This window comes from Flavobacterium sp. CFS9 (assembly GCF_041154745.1).
Taxonomy (GTDB): Bacteria; Bacteroidota; Bacteroidia; order Flavobacteriales; family Flavobacteriaceae; genus Flavobacterium.
Genome location: NZ_AP031573.1, coordinates 2,336,473 through 2,351,479 on the forward strand (window position 1 = coordinate 2,336,473; position 15,007 = coordinate 2,351,479).

Genomic DNA, 15,007 nt, shown 5'->3' on the forward strand with positions numbered 1-15,007 from the left:
AAATACATGAATTGGGGTTTTCTATGAATAAACCTTTAGTAAACTAAGATCTGATTACTCTTTTTTCTCCTCGCGTGGAGGTCTTGGAACAAGTGCTTTTTTAGACACTTTTTCTTTTTTAGTTTTAGGATCAACTCCTAAGTATTTCACTTGGAATACGTCTCCCATTTTAACTACGTCTGCAACATTTTCAGTACGTTCCCAAGCTAGTTCAGATACGTGTAATAAAACTTCGTTTCCTGGTGCAGCTGTATATTCTACAACAGCTCCAAAATCTAACATCTTAATTACTTTTACTTCGTAAGCTTCTCCCATTTGTGGTTTGAAAGTAATAGAAGCAATTTTTGCCAATACCGTTTCAATTCCGGCAGGATCTGTACCTAAGATCTCGATTACACCTTGTTCGTCAACTTCGTTGATTACAATAGTAGTTCCGGTAGCTTTTTGTAATTCCTGAATTACTTTTCCACCAGGTCCGATCAATGCTCCAATAAAGTTTCCAGGAATAGTTTTGGTAATGATTTTTGGTGCATGTGCTTTTACGTCAGCTCTTGGTGCAGCAATAGTTTCAGTTAATTTGCCAAGGATATGTAAACGTCCATCACGAGCCTGACTTAAAGCCTGCTCCATAATGTCGTAACGTAAACCGTCAATTTTGATGTCCATTTGGCAAGCAGTAATACCATCAGCAGTTCCGGTTACTTTAAAGTCCATATCTCCTAAGTGATCTTCATCTCCTAAAATATCTGACAATACAGCAAATTTCTCACCGTCAGTAATTAATCCCATAGCAATTCCGGAAACCGGTTTTACCATTTGAACTCCTGCATCCATCAAAGCCATTGTTCCGGCACAAACGGTTGCCATAGAAGAAGAACCGTTAGATTCTAATACTTCAGAAACAATACGAATCGTGTAAGGACAATCTGCCGGAATCATGTTTTTCAAAGCTCTCTGAGCTAAGTTACCGTGACCTACTTCTCTTCTTGAAGTTCCTCTTAGAGGTTTTGCTTCACCAGTAGAGAAAGGAGGGAAGTTATAGTGTAAATAGAATTTCTCTTCACCTTGTTCAGATGGAGAATCAATTTGGTTTGCTTCTCTTGAAGTTCCTAAAGTTACAGTTGCTAATGCCTGAGTTTCTCCACGTGTAAACAATGAAGATCCGTGAACTCTTGGTAAGTAGTCAGTCTCACACCAGATTGGTCTGATATCTGTTGTTTTTCTTCCGTCTAAACGAACACCTAATTCTAGAACTACATTACGAACGGCTTCTTTGTTTGTTTTGTAGAAATATTTAGAAACTAAATCTCCGTCTTCAGCTAATTCTTCTTCTGTAAATAAAGCTTTTACTTCTTCTTTTACTTCAGCAAATGCAGCACCTCTTTCATGTTTAGCAGAACCAACTTTTGCAATAGCATAAATTTTATCGTAAGCCGCTTCTTTTACTTTTTTGTAAATTTCTTCGTTTTCTTTCTCACCTTCGTAAGTACGAATTTCTTTTTTACCAAAAGCTTCCTGTAAACGGTATTGTGCCTGAATTTGAACTTTGATAGCTTCGTGAGCAAATTTAATAGCTTCGATCATTTCGGCTTCTGAAATTTCTTTCATCTCACCTTCAACCATTGCTACAGAATCCATAGAAGCTCCAATCATCATGTCGATATCAGATTTTTCTAATTCTTCTCTGCTTGGGTTGATTACTAATTTCCCGTCGATACGTGCAACACGTACTTCAGAAATTAAGTTATAAAAAGGGATATCTGAAACTGCTAACGCTGCAGATGCCGCTAAACCAGCTAAAGCGTCCGGCATAACCTCTTCGTCATGAGACATTAATTGAATCATAACCTGAGTTTCAGCATGGTAATCGTCTGGGAAAAGCGGACGTAAAACACGGTCAACTAATCTCATTGTCAATACTTCGCTATCACTTGGACGGGCTTCTCTTTTAAAGAAACCACCTGGAAAACGACCTGCTGCTGCAAATTTTTCGCGATAATCTACCGTTAAGGGTAAAAAATCAACGCCCGGGTTTGAAGTGCGAGCTGAAACTGCTGTTGCAAGAATCATAGTGTCGCCCATTCTTACTACTACAGAACCGTCTGCTTGTTTGGCCAAACGTCCCGTCTCGATTGTGATGCTTCTGCCATCACCTAAATCGATTTTTTCTACAAATAATTGTGGAATCATAATTTTTCCTTTTTGATTATACAATGGGTTTTAGTTGTGTTGTAGTTGTTGTTGTGTGTAGTTATTGTTCTAAAACCCAATGAAAAACCAAACTTTTTCTCTTATAAAATGCGTGTAATGTAAAAACAAAAAGAGGCACTCTCGCACCTCTTTTCTATATTGATTATTTTCTGATATTCAATACTTTGATAATCTCACGATATCTGTTGATCTCTTTCTTTTTCAAGTAGTCCAACAAAGCTCTTCTCTTACCTACTAATAGTACAAGTGAACGCTCAGTGTTGTAATCGTGACGATTTTTTTTCAAGTGTTCAGTTAAGTGTGAAATTCTGTAAGTGAACAATGCAATCTGACCTTCTGCGCTTCCAGTGTTTGTTGCACCACCGTGTTGTGCGAAAATCTCTTCTTTCTTTTCTTTAGTTAAATACATTCCAATATTATTTAATGATTTTTATGTATGTCATACAACTTTTGTAAGACGGGTGCAAAATTAGAACTTTTTTCCGAAAAAATAAATTTTAATACTGAAAAAATTAAACATTTGGTATATAAGAGTAATATTTAACTCTTTGGAATAAGATTTTGATTAAAATAATCTAGCTACTTCCTGATTTACAAATTCTAAAAATCGTTCGTCAGCTTCTGTAAACGGATCTATAACATGACTGTCGATATCAATTTGGCCAATGTTTACTCCGTCAACAAACAATGGAACTACAATTTCAGATTTAACAGTAAAGCTGCACGCAATATAATTGTCCTGAGCCGCAACATCCGGCACTACAAAATTGGCATTACTTTCGGCTACCTGACCGCAGATTCCTTTTCCAAAAGGAATAACAGTATGATCGGTTTCTGCTCCCACATACGGGCCTAAGTGCAAGGTTTTGTTTTCGTGATTAGCAAAATAAAAACCAACCCAATTATAGTATTCGATATTCTCATTTAATAACTGGCAAATTGCTAATAATTTTTCGTCTCTAACTAATACGGTGTCAGAAACTATAGTGCTTATTTTTGGTTGTAATTCTTGAAATGTCATGATGTTAAGATTTTATACAAAAGTATTTAAAGCTAAACTCAAAAAATACATAAATTTGAAAAAAAATTTCGTTGAAAAAATATCTCGTACAGTTTAAACCCTTCCTCATTTTTATAGGCACTTTTTTTGCAGTCTATATTGTACTCACTTTGCTATATAAGTTTTATTTGAACGGTTTTGGACCTAATGAAGTCGATGAAATAACCAATACTGCAGGGCGAAATGTCGAACAATTGATGCAGACTTTTAGTTGTGATATTAAGATTCATAAGAGCCTCACCGACTCCTGGATGGAGGTTTGGTACAATAAGCACTATTCTGTTCGGATTGTTGAAGGCTGTAATGCGGTAAGCGTTATGATTTTATTTGTCGCTTTTGTGCTTGCTTTTTCCGGAAATTTCAAAGTCACTTTGTTATTTATAATATTTGGGATTTTCTCTATCTATGTTTTAAATGTAGCGAGAATTGCAATATTGGTGGTTTTATTGTTTCGTTTTCCGGAACAGGATCATTTCCTGCACGGAACTTTGTTTCCTTTGATTATTTATGGTTTCGTTTTTCTTTTGTGGATTATTTGGGTAAACAAATTTTCGAAGTATGCTAAATAGAATCCTCGAACATAAGTCCAAATTAATAATTGCAATTGCGATTGTATTGTGTTTTGCAGTTATCAGAGCTTTTGAAAATCAGCTGTTCTATGATCCCTTTTTGGATTATTTTGACGGTGATTTTAAGAATCTCCCTTTTCCCGAGGTAAAAACTTTTACTCTTTTTCTGAATTTGTTACTCCGTTATGTCCTGAATACCATTTTGTCTTTGACATTGATCTATGTTTTGTTTCAGGATCGGGATATGCTTCAATTTAGTTTGTTTTTGTATGTGTTTTTTGCTGTGATACTTTTGGGGATGTTTTTTGTGATTCTCGAGTGCTTTGCAGAAGGAAACTGGCTTCTTTTTTATGTGCGAAGGTTCATTATTCAGCCCATATTTGTGTTGTTATTTATTCCGGCATTTTATTATCAGCAGCAAAATTTAAAAAAATAACAGTTTATTCAGTCTTTTCTGGAGTCTTTTAAATAATTTTGCAGTATGAAATTAAAGAAGTGCACGGGATTATTTTTAGCTTTCCTATTATTGGTTTCCAATATTGGGTTTGCTTTTGATGTGCACTATTGTGGTGGAGAGATTGCTTCGGTTTCATTAAATACGACTGCTGAGGCAGCTCCGGCAAAGAGTTGTTGCGGAACCTCTGAAAAAAAATCATCTTGCTGTAAAGACAAAGTAGTTCATTTTGAAAAGAAATCGGATGATGCTACCTTAAAGTTTTTTTTCTTCCAGTTTGCTTTTCCTATGGCAATTCAGGAATATCAACCAATTGTTTTCCTTGGAATTGCAAATTTCAAAAGCAATCAGGTTATCTCGTATTATTCTGATGCGAATGCACCTCCCTTATTTAAATTATACCACCAGTATATCTTTTATTCCTGATTTTAATGTTTAGATCCAGGCCAGTTTGGCTTGCGCTATGCTGTTGGTTTATTTCTCCTTCTGAAGAAATTCCATAGAAACAGCTTTCTATTTAACATTAAATCAATTTTTATGCAAAAAAGTATACTGCTTTTTGTTGCATTTTTGCTGTCTGTATCTGTGTTTTCACAAGAAGATCTGCAGGAAGTAAAAATCACAAAAAAGCAAAAAGGAATAAAAAAATCCTATACGCTTACATCCAATACTACTGTTATCACCAGCAAGGAGTTACTAAAAGCAGCCTGCTGTAACCTGGCGGAAAGTTTCGAAACAAATCCCTCCATTGATGTGAATTTTTCGGATGCTTTAACCGGAACGAAACAAATTAAAATGCTTGGCTTAACAAGCCCTTATTTACTAATCACCGAAGAGAATCTGCCTTCTGTACGCGGAGCTTCACAAGCTTACGGATTATCGTTTACTCCGGGAACATGGATCGAAAGTGTTCAGATTACAAAAGGAGCGGGGAGTGTTATTAATGGTTATGAGAGTATTTCCGGACAAATTAATACGGAGCTTTTTTTGAGTACACTTATGATAATACCGATAATTTTAGTTTGATTTTAGGTGGAAGAGTAGACAATCACAATCGATTGGGAGTTTTTGTTACGCCGCGTTTACACCTGCGATACAATCCCTGGAAATATGGAGTGCTTCGTGTTTCGGCTGGAAGAGGGAAACGTTCGGCTAATATTTTTGCCGAAAATCAGCAGCTTTTTGCAAGCTCGAGAACTTTTTCAATTTTAGATCAAGGTGGAAAAATTTACGGATTGAATCCTGAGATTGCATGGAATTATGGGGTAAGTTTTTCTCAGAAGTTCCGTGTTTTCAATAAAAATGCTGAAATTGGATTTGATTTTTATCGTACCGATTTTCAAAATCAGGCAGTTGTAGATTTGATGCAGAGTCCGCAGGATGTTTTGTTTTATAATTTAAAAGGAAGTTCGTTTGCCAATAGCTTTCAGGCAGAGTTTAATTTCGAATTGATTCATAATCTGAATTTAAGAACAGCTTATAAGTATTACGATATACAAACGGATTATCTGCGAGGGACTTTTCAGCGACCTTTACAGGCGAAGCATCGCTTTTTGGGGAATCTTGAATACGAAACCAAAGTAAATGATGATAAACAATGGAAGTTTGATTACACATTTAACTGGTCAGGAAAACAACAATTGCCTTATACGGCATCAAATCCTGCTACAGATCAATTCCCTGATTTCTCACCTTCGTATGCGGTGATGAATGTTCAGGTAACACGAATTTTTTCTCCTGTTTTTGAAGTATATGTAGGAGGAGAAAATATTGGGAATTATAAGCAGGAAAAAGCTATTTTGGGAGCATCAGATCCATTTGGTCCTAATTTTGATGCTTCTGTTGCGTATGCTCCTATTTTTGGACAAATGTATTACGCGGGATTGCGATTTAGAATAAAATAATTGTAAAAATGTGAGATGTGATTAGTGAGATGTAAGATGTGGGGATGGGAAGTTTTATTAAATTATCTTGCTCATGTTATTGATTGTAGGTTTCTCACTTTTCACTTTTCACATTTTACAGATAACATTTCACAAGAAAAAAATAACACTAAACAATAAATAAGATGAATAGAATAATTTTAATTGCACTAATAACTTTTTTAGGATTCTCGGCTCAGGCTCAAACTAAAAAGAATAAAAATTTAAAGTATACAACGGAAGTCAATGGTACTTGTGAGCAATGCAAAAAACGTATTGAAAAAGCCGCTTTTAGTGTTCCGGGTGTAAAATCGGCGATCTGGGATATTGACACGCATCAGCTTGCGGTGATTTTGAACGAAGAAAAATCATCTCCGGCAGATTTAAATGCCGCTATCGCTAAGGTGGGACATGATACTAAAGATGTTAAAGCTACGGATGCAGATTATGATAACTTACATTCCTGCTGCAAGTATGTAAGAGAATAAAAAACAGAAGAGCCCGGGTTTATATCCGGGCTTTTAATAGTTAATTTATCTTTAAAATATGGCTTTTAATTGTGGTTGAAGCAAATTATTGTTAATTTCACCACCTTATAAATATAACCAAACGCATTTATGAATAATTTTGATTGGACTCAATTAATCAACCCTGAATTTTATATAACATTAAGCATTGGAGGGGTTCAAATTGGTTTATTTATTGTTCTCTTTATAGTTTTTGCTGAAACCGGACTTTTTGCAGGTTTTTTTCTTCCGGGAGACAGTTTACTTTTCTTAGCAGGTATTTACAGTCGTGACTTAATGCAGAATGTTGTTGATATTCCGACGGATTTCCTTAACGTATTTATACTTTCAACTCTGGTTGCTATAATGGGAGTTTTAGGAAATATGACCGGATATTGGTTTGGAGCCAAAAGCGGTTATTATTTGTTTAAAAAAGAAGACTCTTTCTGGTTTAAGAAGAAATATTTATTACAATCAAAAGACTTCTTTGAGAAATACGGCGGAAAAGCAATTATCTACGCACGTTTTCTTCCAATTTTCAGAACTTTCGCGCCAATTGTTGCAGGAATAGTTTCAATGGATAAAAAGAAATTTATGTTCTTTAACGTGCTAAGTTCTTTCTTATGGTCGTTTATATTAATCTTTGCAGGACATTACTTATATGGAGTGTTTTTGAAAGAAGGAATAGATTTAAAACATCACATCGAATACATTATTATCATAATTGTAATCATATCTACATTTCCGGTATTGATCAAACTCTTTAAAAAGAGACCAAGCGAAAAAGTATAATTCAAATATAAATCTATAAAAAAGTCCGAAACAGTTAAGTTTCGGACTTTTTTTATATGTTATGTTTTTCTCGTGAAATGTTTCTCGTGAAATGTGAGCTGTAAGATGTAAAAGGTGAGTTGTAAGAGGTGGTAAGTGAGATTGTCTACCTTGACCCCAAAAAAAAACTTAGCCCCTTAGCGTCTCAGAGTCTTAGCCACTTTAAAAAAACTACCATTCATTCACCTTATTGGCATCCATTTTTAAGAAGATAAACAGCAAAATTGTGAATCCCCAGAGTCCGGAACCTCCATAAGAAAAGAAAGGCAGAGGAACCCCAATTGTTGGGAAAATTCCAATAACCATGGCAATGTTAACAAAGAAGTGTATAAACAAAATTCCGGCAACACAATACCCGTATACTCTGCTGAATTTTGTTTTCTGTCTTTCGGCTAAGTAAATAATTCTTAGAAGTAAACCGGCAAAAAGTAAAATTACGGCTAAAGATCCTGCAAACCCCCATTCTTCGCCAACCGTTGTGAAGATATAATCGGTATGCTGTTCAGGAACGAATCCTCCTTTGGTTTGAGTTCCTTCAAGGAAACCTTTTCCAATCCACCCTCCGGATCCAATAGCAATTTCAGACTGATTGGTGTTGTATCCAATACCTTTCATGTCTACAGTTTTTCCTAATAAGATATTAAAACGGTCACGGTGGTGCTGTTTGAAAACGTGGTCGAAAACATAATCGACAGAGAAAACAAAAGCTGAAATGACGGCTAAAAGAATACCGCTTAAAATAATATTTCGGTCAACTACTCTTCCTTTGAAATGTATGATTGTTAGTACTCCCAAGGCCAATAAAATAACAACATAAGGTTCCAGAACGAGTGTCAATACAAATAATAGAATTGTAATGAATCCGGTCCATACGTACCAGGATGGTAGTCCTTCTCTATACAGAACTATGATAAAAATGCTATAAATTAAGGCACTTCCCGGGTCGGGTTGAGGTAAAATTAATAATACAGGTGAAAATACAATAGCCAAAGCCTGAAGCTGCCTGTTAGTGTCTTTCAGATTGATCTGAGTATCACTTAAATATTTGGCCAATGCCAATGAAGTAGCTGCTTTGGCAAACTCAGACGGCTGCAAAGTAAAACTTCCAATGGCGTACCAGCATCTTTGTCCTGCGATAGTTTTTCCGAATAAGAACAAACCGGCCAATGACAATAGCGAAACTCCAAAAATAATAGTCGCATATTTCTCGTAAAACTTTCCATCTACAAAAAGCACCACAAAAATCAAAGGAATGGTACATCCAATAAAGATCAATTGCTTTTGGTAAGTTCCTTCGGTTGATAATAAAGAGGAAGAATAGATATTGAGCCACCCTAATATCACCAACGAAATGTAGATAAAAACGCTTATCCAGTCAATGTTATTTTTTACACTTTGATTTTTCATTTGAAATAATCTTTGTTAGTTCTTTTTAGTGGTGTCTGATACTGTTTTCTTAACTTCTGCTTTAGGTGTCACCGGTTTAACGGGAACAATTTTAGCTTTTAAAGTAGAATCTTTTGGCGTCGATTCAATGGCGCTGGCTTCGTTCATACCGCCCAGTTTCGCATATTCACTGGCTAAGCTTCTGTTTAAAACCCGTGTTTCTAAATCGGTTCTTGTAATTTTATGTCTCAGATATTTTTCGATCATTAAACTGGCAATCGGACCGGCAACTGTTGCTCCAAATCCTCCATTTTCAATCATTACTGCAATTGCAATTTTTGGATTATCCTTTGGTGCAAAAGCCACAAATATGGAGTGATCTTTCAGCTGTGTTCTTTTACCGTTAATTTTTGCAAAATTTTCTGCAGTACCCGTTTTTCCACAAATATCAATACCTTCAACTCTAAGTGCGTAAGCTGTTCCTTTGTTGTAAACATCAAATAAACCGCTTATGACCGGTGGGAAATATTTTTGGTCAATTGTGGTGACGTGTTTGGTGGTGAACTTAGCATCAATTTTCTTTCCTTCGATCTTTTTAATGATGTGAGGAGTATAATAGTATCCCTGATTGGCTACAGTTGCCATCATATTGGCTAATTGAATAGGGGTCATTAGGACTTCTCCCTGACCGATAGCATTCGATACGATGGTTGTGCTTCTCCAGCCTCCGTTCGGGTAAATTCTTTTATATGTTTTTGATGTTGGGATATTTCCTCTCTTACCTGTTGGCAAGTCATAGCCCATAAATTGTCCCAAACCGAAACTTTTAATGTGATCGCTCCACACATCTACTGCCTTTGCAGGATTGTTATATTTGTTAATGGTTAACATGTAAGATTGTGCAAAATAGGTATTGCAGGAGTTGTAAATCCCATTGTGCAATTGATGTGGGCCAAATCCGTGACATTTCATAAAACGTCCTCTACCATAGCTAAATCCATGGTGGCACATAAAAGTAGTCTGCTCGTTGATAACACCTTCCTGTAAAGCAACCAGACCCGTTAGGATTTTAAACGGAGAACCAGGTGGGTACTCAGCGAGAAGCCCTCTGTCGTACAGCGGTTTTGCGATTGAATCGTGATATAAAAGCGTATAGTTTTTAGAGCGTTGTCTTCCAACTAAAATTCCGGGATCATAAGAAGGAGCAGTTACCAATGCCAAAATCTCACCACTTTTAGGCTCGATAGCGACAATTCCTCCTCTTTTATTGATCATTAACTCTTCTCCGTATTTTTGAAGTTCAGCATCAATTGTTAAGTTGATATCTTCTCCTGCTACAGCAATGGTGTCGTATTTACCTTCTTTGTAAGAGCCGATTTCTCTGTTGTATTTGTCTTTTTGGATGTATTTTACACCTTTTATACCGCGTAGAATTTCCTCGTAACTTTGTTCAACACCTTGCATTCCAATTAAATCTCCACTATTGTAATATGGGTTTTTAGCAATCAATCGTTCGTTTACCTGTGTGATAAAACCGAAGATGTTGGCACCGTAATCTACTTCGTAGTCACGAAGAGAACGCTTTTGGAAATAAAAGCCTTCATATTTTCTAATCTTTTCCTGAAAAGCAGCAAACTCGTTTTTGTTCAGCTGTGCTAAAAATACCGAAGGCAGTCTTGGGCTGTATACCTTGGCCTTAGCAATTCTTTTGTCGTATTCTTCTCTGGTAATGTTTAATAAGGTGCAAAATTCACCAACGTTAAGGTCTTCTTTGATTTCTCTCGGAATTACCATGATATCGTAAGAAGCCTGATTGGCAACTAATAATTTTCCATGTCGATCATAAATATAACCTCTTTCCGGATAGTCATACTTTTTCTTTATGGCATTATTTTCGGATTTTAACTTAAACGAATCATCGATAATTTGCAAATAAAAGATCCTGATCACTAGCAAGGATGCTGCAATAATAATTAAAGAGGGCAGCAAAACTTTTCTCATCGTTTATTAGGCTTAATAAGGTAAATTATGATAATTGAGGTGATTATGGTAAAAATCGAACTAAATAAAGTTCGAAGCAAAACGTCCAGAATAAATTTAAACTGAAAAGCTTCAAGAATAAACAACACGATGTGGTGTAGTACAACAGAAACTAAAATAAACGAAAATCGTTCGGGAGTTAAGGAATCATTTAGTTTAATAGTCTGATATTCGTAGCTAAGTCCAAAAGAGAATTTAAAAATATAAGGCCTGTAATAAGCAAGTACCAGGCACGCTGCTGCATGAATTCCGCCCGAATTGCAAAACATGTCCATGATAATTCCAAGTAGGAAGCTGGATACAATCAAGCCTGTTCGGTTGCTGTTTACCGGATACAAAATAATGTACAAGATATATGGGAAGGGACTTATGTACCCTAAAAAATTCATATTATTGAAAATAACAACCTGAATTGCTAGTAACATAATAAATCGAAAAATATTGAGTAACAAAGCGCTATTCATTTTTCTCCTTGTTTTCTAAATTAATAAGTTCTTCTCTGTCCTTGCTCTTGATGATGTATACGTGTCCCAAGTTGGTCATATCGTTAAACAGCTTAACATTTATAACGTAGTAACTTGTGTTTTTCTCAATATAAATCTTGTCAACAGTTCCAATGTTGATTCCTTCAGGGAAGATCACAGATTGCCCTCCAGTTACGATGGTATCTCCTTTTCTGATAGAGGCTAATCTTGGAACATCTCTTAACTGTGCAAATCCGGTGCTTTTACCATCCCAGGTCAATGATCCGAAATGATTGGATTTTTTAATCTTGGCATTGATTTGAGATTTTGTATTCAAAATACTTACTACAGTCGCATATCTTGGTGAAGTATCATCAATAATACCAATAATTCCTAAACTATTGATTACTCCCATATCCGGTTTAACGCCATCGTTTGCCCCTGAGTTAAGCGTGATGAAATTTTCGTGTGTGTTATAAGAGTTGTGAATTACTTTTGAAACAATGATATCCGCAGGTTTAACTCCTTTTACGCTGTCTGCCAAAGGTAGTTTTGTGGTGTCTTGTTTGTTGAATAATAGACTTTTTAATCTTGCGTTTTCAAGTACAAGTTCGTCATTTTCAGTTCTTAAATTCAAATATTCATTTACGCGATTGATTCTTTCATAAACACCTCCGCTTAGAAAATTAGCTGAACTGATTATTTTGCTTCTGTGGTAAGAATGAGACTGAACTGTGAGTGCCAACGAAATACCTAAAAGCAGCAAAAACAGCAATCGATTACTGTTTCTTATAATGAAATTAAAAATTTGCTGCATTTCTTGTGTGGTTATTTTGTTTCAGGATATGCTTTTGGTTTCAAATTTAATCAGAGCCAAACGTTTCAATTTGGCTCTGATAAAATATATGGATTGTTATTACGAATCTTATTTGATTAAGATACTTTTGAACTTTGTAATGTTTTTAAGTGCCATTCCGGTTCCACGAACAACAGCTCTTAACGGATCTTCAGCAATGTAAACAGGTAAATCTGTTTTTTGCGAAATACGTTTGTCAAGACCTCTTAACATCGATCCACCACCAGCTAAATAAATACCTGTGTTGTAAATATCAGCTGCTAATTCCGGCGGAGTCTGAGATAATGTCTCCATTACCGCATCTTCAATACGCTGAATCGATTTGTCTAATGCTTTTGCAATTTCACGGTAAGAAACATCTACTTGTTTTGGTTTCCCCGTAAGTAAGTCTCTACCCTGAACTGACATGTCTTCCGGTGGTCCGTCTAAATCTTCGATTGCGGCACCAATTTGAATTTTTATTTTCTCTGCAGTACTTTCTCCAACAAAAAGGTTGTGTTGTGTACGCATGTAATAAACAATATCGTTTGTGAAAACGTCACCTGCAATTTTTACAGATTTGTCACATACAATTCCACCTAATGCAATAACGGCAATTTCTGTCGTACCACCTCCAATATCAACAATCATGTTTCCTTTTGGCTGCATGATATCGATACCGATACCAATCGCTGCTGCCATTGGCTCGTGAATTAAGTAAACTTCTTTTCCGTTTACTCTTTCACAAGATTCTTTTACCGCTCTCATCTCCACTTCGGTAATACCTGAAGGAATACAAACCACCATTCTTAAAGCCGGAGTAAACATGCGTTTTTTTAATGCAGGAATGCTTTTGATGAACATGTTGATCATCTTTTCCGAAGCATCAAAATCAGCAATTACACCGTCTTTCAAAGGCCTTATGGTCTTTATGTTTTCATGTGTTTTACCTTGCATCATATTGGCTTCCTTACCAACAGCAATGATTTTGCCTGATATTCTATCACGTGCAACGATCGACGGACTATCAATAACAACTTTATCATTATGAATGATTAAAGTGTTTGCGGTACCAAGGTCTATCGCAATATCCTCGGTCATGAAATCAAAAAATCCCATAAGTTTTTTAGGGGTTTAAAATGTTATAAATTATTTTGAACAAAGTTAAACAAATTAATGTTTAAAATGACGTGTTCCCGTAAATACCATTGCAAGATTGTTTTCATTGCAATAATTTATGCTTAATTCGTCTTTTATTGAGCCTCCTGGCTGAATAACAGCAGTTATTCCTGCTTTTTTGGCTAATTCTACACAATCCGGAAATGGGAAAAATGCATCACTTGCCATCGAAGCACCGGTTAAATCAAATCCAAAAGCTTTTGCTTTGTCAACTGCCTGAACTAAAGCGTCAACTCTTGAAGTCTGACCTGTTCCTGACGAAATTAAAGTTCCGTTTTTAGCAAATACGATTGTATTTGATTTGGTGTTTTTACAAATTTTTGAAGCAAATATCAAATCTTCTATTTCTTCAGCTGTAGGCTCAGTAATAGTAACGGTTTTTAAATGCTCTTTAGTATCTGTAATATTATTTCTGTCCTGAATTAACAATCCGTTAAGACATGTTCTTACTTGTCTTGCCGGTAATTCAACTTCATTTTGAATTAAAATGATTCTGTTTTTCTTTTCTTGTAGTATTGTAATTGCCTCTTCGTCATAACTTGGAGCGATTACCACTTCGCAGAATAGTTTGTTGATTTCTTCTGCTGTTGCTACATCAATTTTAGTGTTTGCAATCAAAACTCCACCAAAAGCAGATGTTGGATCACAAGCAAGCGCTGCTAAATACGCTTCGCTAATTGTTTTTCTTGAAGCTAAACCACATGCATTATTGTGTTTTAAAATGGCAAATGTTGGACCGTTAGTTTTAAACTCATTAATTAGGTTTACTGCAGCATCAACATCCAGTAAGTTGTTGTATGATAATTCTTTTCCGTGAACTTTTTTGAACATAGCGTCAAAATCACCAAAGAAGAATCCTTTTTGATGAGGATTTTCACCATATCTTAAAACCTGACCATCTGCAATACTTTCTTTGTAAATGGTTTCGTCAGTGTTGAAATAGTTAAAAATAGCTCCGTCGTAGTGAGATGAAACGTGGAATGCTTTAGTAGCAAACAATCTTCTGTTTTCAAGAGTAGTGGCTCCATTTTGTTCTGTAATCAAATCTAAAAGCAAGCTGTATTCATTTACCGAAGCAACAATTACAGTGTCTTTGAAGTTTTTTGCACCGGCACGGATCAATGAAATTCCGCCAATGTCAATTTTTTCAATAATATCTTGTTCACCTGCACCTGAGGCAACTGTTTTTTCAAACGGATACAAATCAACAATTACTAAATCAATCTGAGGGATATCAAATTCTTTCATTTGCTGAACGTCACTTTCGTTATCCTGACGGTTCAAAATTCCACCAAAGATTTTCGGGTGAAGTGTTTTTACTCTTCCTCCAAGAATTTCAGGGAAAGAAGTAATGTCTTCAACAGGAACTACAGGAATACCAAGGTTTTTTATAAAATCTTCGGTTCCTCCGGTCGAGTAAAGTGTAACGTTTTGTTCGTGTAATTTTCTAACGATTGGCTCTAAACCGTCTTTTGAAAAAACAGATATTAATGCCGATTGTATTGTTTTAGTTGTGCTCATCGTGTAGTTATGATTTTTGAGACTGCAAA

14 protein-coding genes and 1 pseudogene are annotated in these 15,007 nt (G+C 35.7%); 6 read left to right on the forward strand and 9 right to left on the reverse strand.

Translation table 11 applies throughout. The features are described 5' to 3' along the window. Positions 1-54: 54 nt before the first annotated feature. From ACAM30_RS10250 to ACAM30_RS10260, 3 genes are all read right to left on the reverse strand, one after another. The gene (locus ACAM30_RS10250) at positions 55-2,190 is read right to left on the reverse strand and encodes a polyribonucleotide nucleotidyltransferase (protein WP_369618404.1); all 2,136 of its coding nucleotides are present in this window, start codon (positions 2,188-2,190) and stop codon (positions 55-57) included. Between the two features lie 163 nt (positions 2,191-2,353). After that, entirely contained in the window at positions 2,354-2,620 is a 267-nt protein-coding gene (gene rpsO, locus ACAM30_RS10255) for a 30S ribosomal protein S15 (RefSeq protein WP_007804772.1), read from the reverse strand. Between the two features lie 156 nt (positions 2,621-2,776). Continuing rightward, the gene (locus tag ACAM30_RS10260; protein WP_369618405.1) at positions 2,777-3,232 is read right to left on the reverse strand and encodes a GAF domain-containing protein; all 456 of its coding nucleotides are present in this window, start codon (positions 3,230-3,232) and stop codon (positions 2,777-2,779) included. A gap of 71 nt (positions 3,233-3,303) precedes the next feature. On the opposite strand from ACAM30_RS10260, the gene xrtF reads away from it, so the two are divergent. The 6 genes and pseudogenes from xrtF to ACAM30_RS10290 all read left to right on the forward strand — a co-directional run bounded on the left by xrtF (position 3,304) and on the right by ACAM30_RS10290 (position 7,514). Then, complete coding sequence (gene xrtF, locus ACAM30_RS10265) at positions 3,304-3,840, forward strand: exosortase family protein XrtF (protein WP_369618406.1); 537 nt, start codon at positions 3,304-3,306, stop codon at positions 3,838-3,840. Next, entirely contained in the window at positions 3,830-4,276 is a 447-nt protein-coding gene (locus tag ACAM30_RS10270; protein WP_369618407.1) for an exosortase F system-associated protein, read from the forward strand. The genes xrtF and ACAM30_RS10270 overlap by 11 nt, the downstream gene beginning before the upstream one ends. A gap of 45 nt (positions 4,277-4,321) precedes the next feature. Beyond that, positions 4,322-4,720, forward strand: a complete 399-nt coding sequence (locus tag ACAM30_RS10275) for a hypothetical protein (protein ID WP_369618408.1) — start codon at positions 4,322-4,324, stop codon at positions 4,718-4,720. Between the two features lie 111 nt (positions 4,721-4,831). Next, a pseudogene (locus ACAM30_RS10280) lies at positions 4,832-6,198 on the forward strand (TonB-dependent receptor). A gap of 164 nt (positions 6,199-6,362) precedes the next feature. Further along, positions 6,363-6,704, forward strand: coding sequence for a heavy-metal-associated domain-containing protein (locus ACAM30_RS10285; RefSeq protein WP_369618409.1), 342 nt, complete (start codon positions 6,363-6,365; stop codon positions 6,702-6,704). 129 nt (positions 6,705-6,833) lie between these two features. Further along, the gene (locus ACAM30_RS10290; RefSeq protein WP_369618410.1) at positions 6,834-7,514 is read left to right on the forward strand and encodes a DedA family protein; all 681 of its coding nucleotides are present in this window, start codon (positions 6,834-6,836) and stop codon (positions 7,512-7,514) included. Positions 7,515-7,724: 210 nt separating this feature from the next. Here ACAM30_RS10290 and rodA read toward each other — a convergent pair whose 3' ends face one another. The 6 genes from rodA to purH all read right to left on the reverse strand — a co-directional run bounded on the left by rodA (position 7,725) and on the right by purH (position 14,978). Then, positions 7,725-8,960, reverse strand: coding sequence for a rod shape-determining protein RodA (gene rodA / locus ACAM30_RS10295; RefSeq protein ID WP_369618411.1), 1,236 nt, complete (start codon positions 8,958-8,960; stop codon positions 7,725-7,727). A 15-nt stretch (positions 8,961-8,975) separates the two neighbouring features. Continuing rightward, a complete protein-coding gene (mrdA, locus tag ACAM30_RS10300; RefSeq protein WP_369618412.1) occupies positions 8,976-10,940 on the reverse strand; it encodes a penicillin-binding protein 2 in 1,965 nt (654 codons plus the stop codon). Continuing rightward, positions 10,937-11,443: a hypothetical protein gene (locus ACAM30_RS10305; protein ID WP_026110182.1), complete on the reverse strand. Its 507-nt coding sequence runs from the start codon at positions 11,441-11,443 to the stop codon at positions 10,937-10,939. The genes mrdA and ACAM30_RS10305 overlap by 4 nt, the downstream gene beginning before the upstream one ends. Further along, positions 11,436-12,260 (reverse strand): rod shape-determining protein MreC, encoded by an 825-nt coding sequence (gene mreC, locus ACAM30_RS10310; RefSeq protein ID WP_369618413.1) that lies wholly within the window; start codon positions 12,258-12,260, stop codon positions 11,436-11,438. The genes ACAM30_RS10305 and mreC overlap by 8 nt, the downstream gene beginning before the upstream one ends. 108 nt (positions 12,261-12,368) lie before the next feature. Then, the gene (locus tag ACAM30_RS10315) at positions 12,369-13,397 is read right to left on the reverse strand and encodes a rod shape-determining protein (RefSeq protein ID WP_017498379.1); all 1,029 of its coding nucleotides are present in this window, start codon (positions 13,395-13,397) and stop codon (positions 12,369-12,371) included. A 54-nt stretch (positions 13,398-13,451) separates the two neighbouring features. After that, positions 13,452-14,978 carry a bifunctional phosphoribosylaminoimidazolecarboxamide formyltransferase/IMP cyclohydrolase gene (gene purH, locus ACAM30_RS10320; protein ID WP_369618414.1) on the reverse strand — a complete coding sequence of 509 codons (1,527 nt, stop codon included), beginning with the start codon at positions 14,976-14,978 and terminating at the stop codon, positions 13,452-13,454. Positions 14,979-15,007 lie beyond the last annotated feature (29 nt).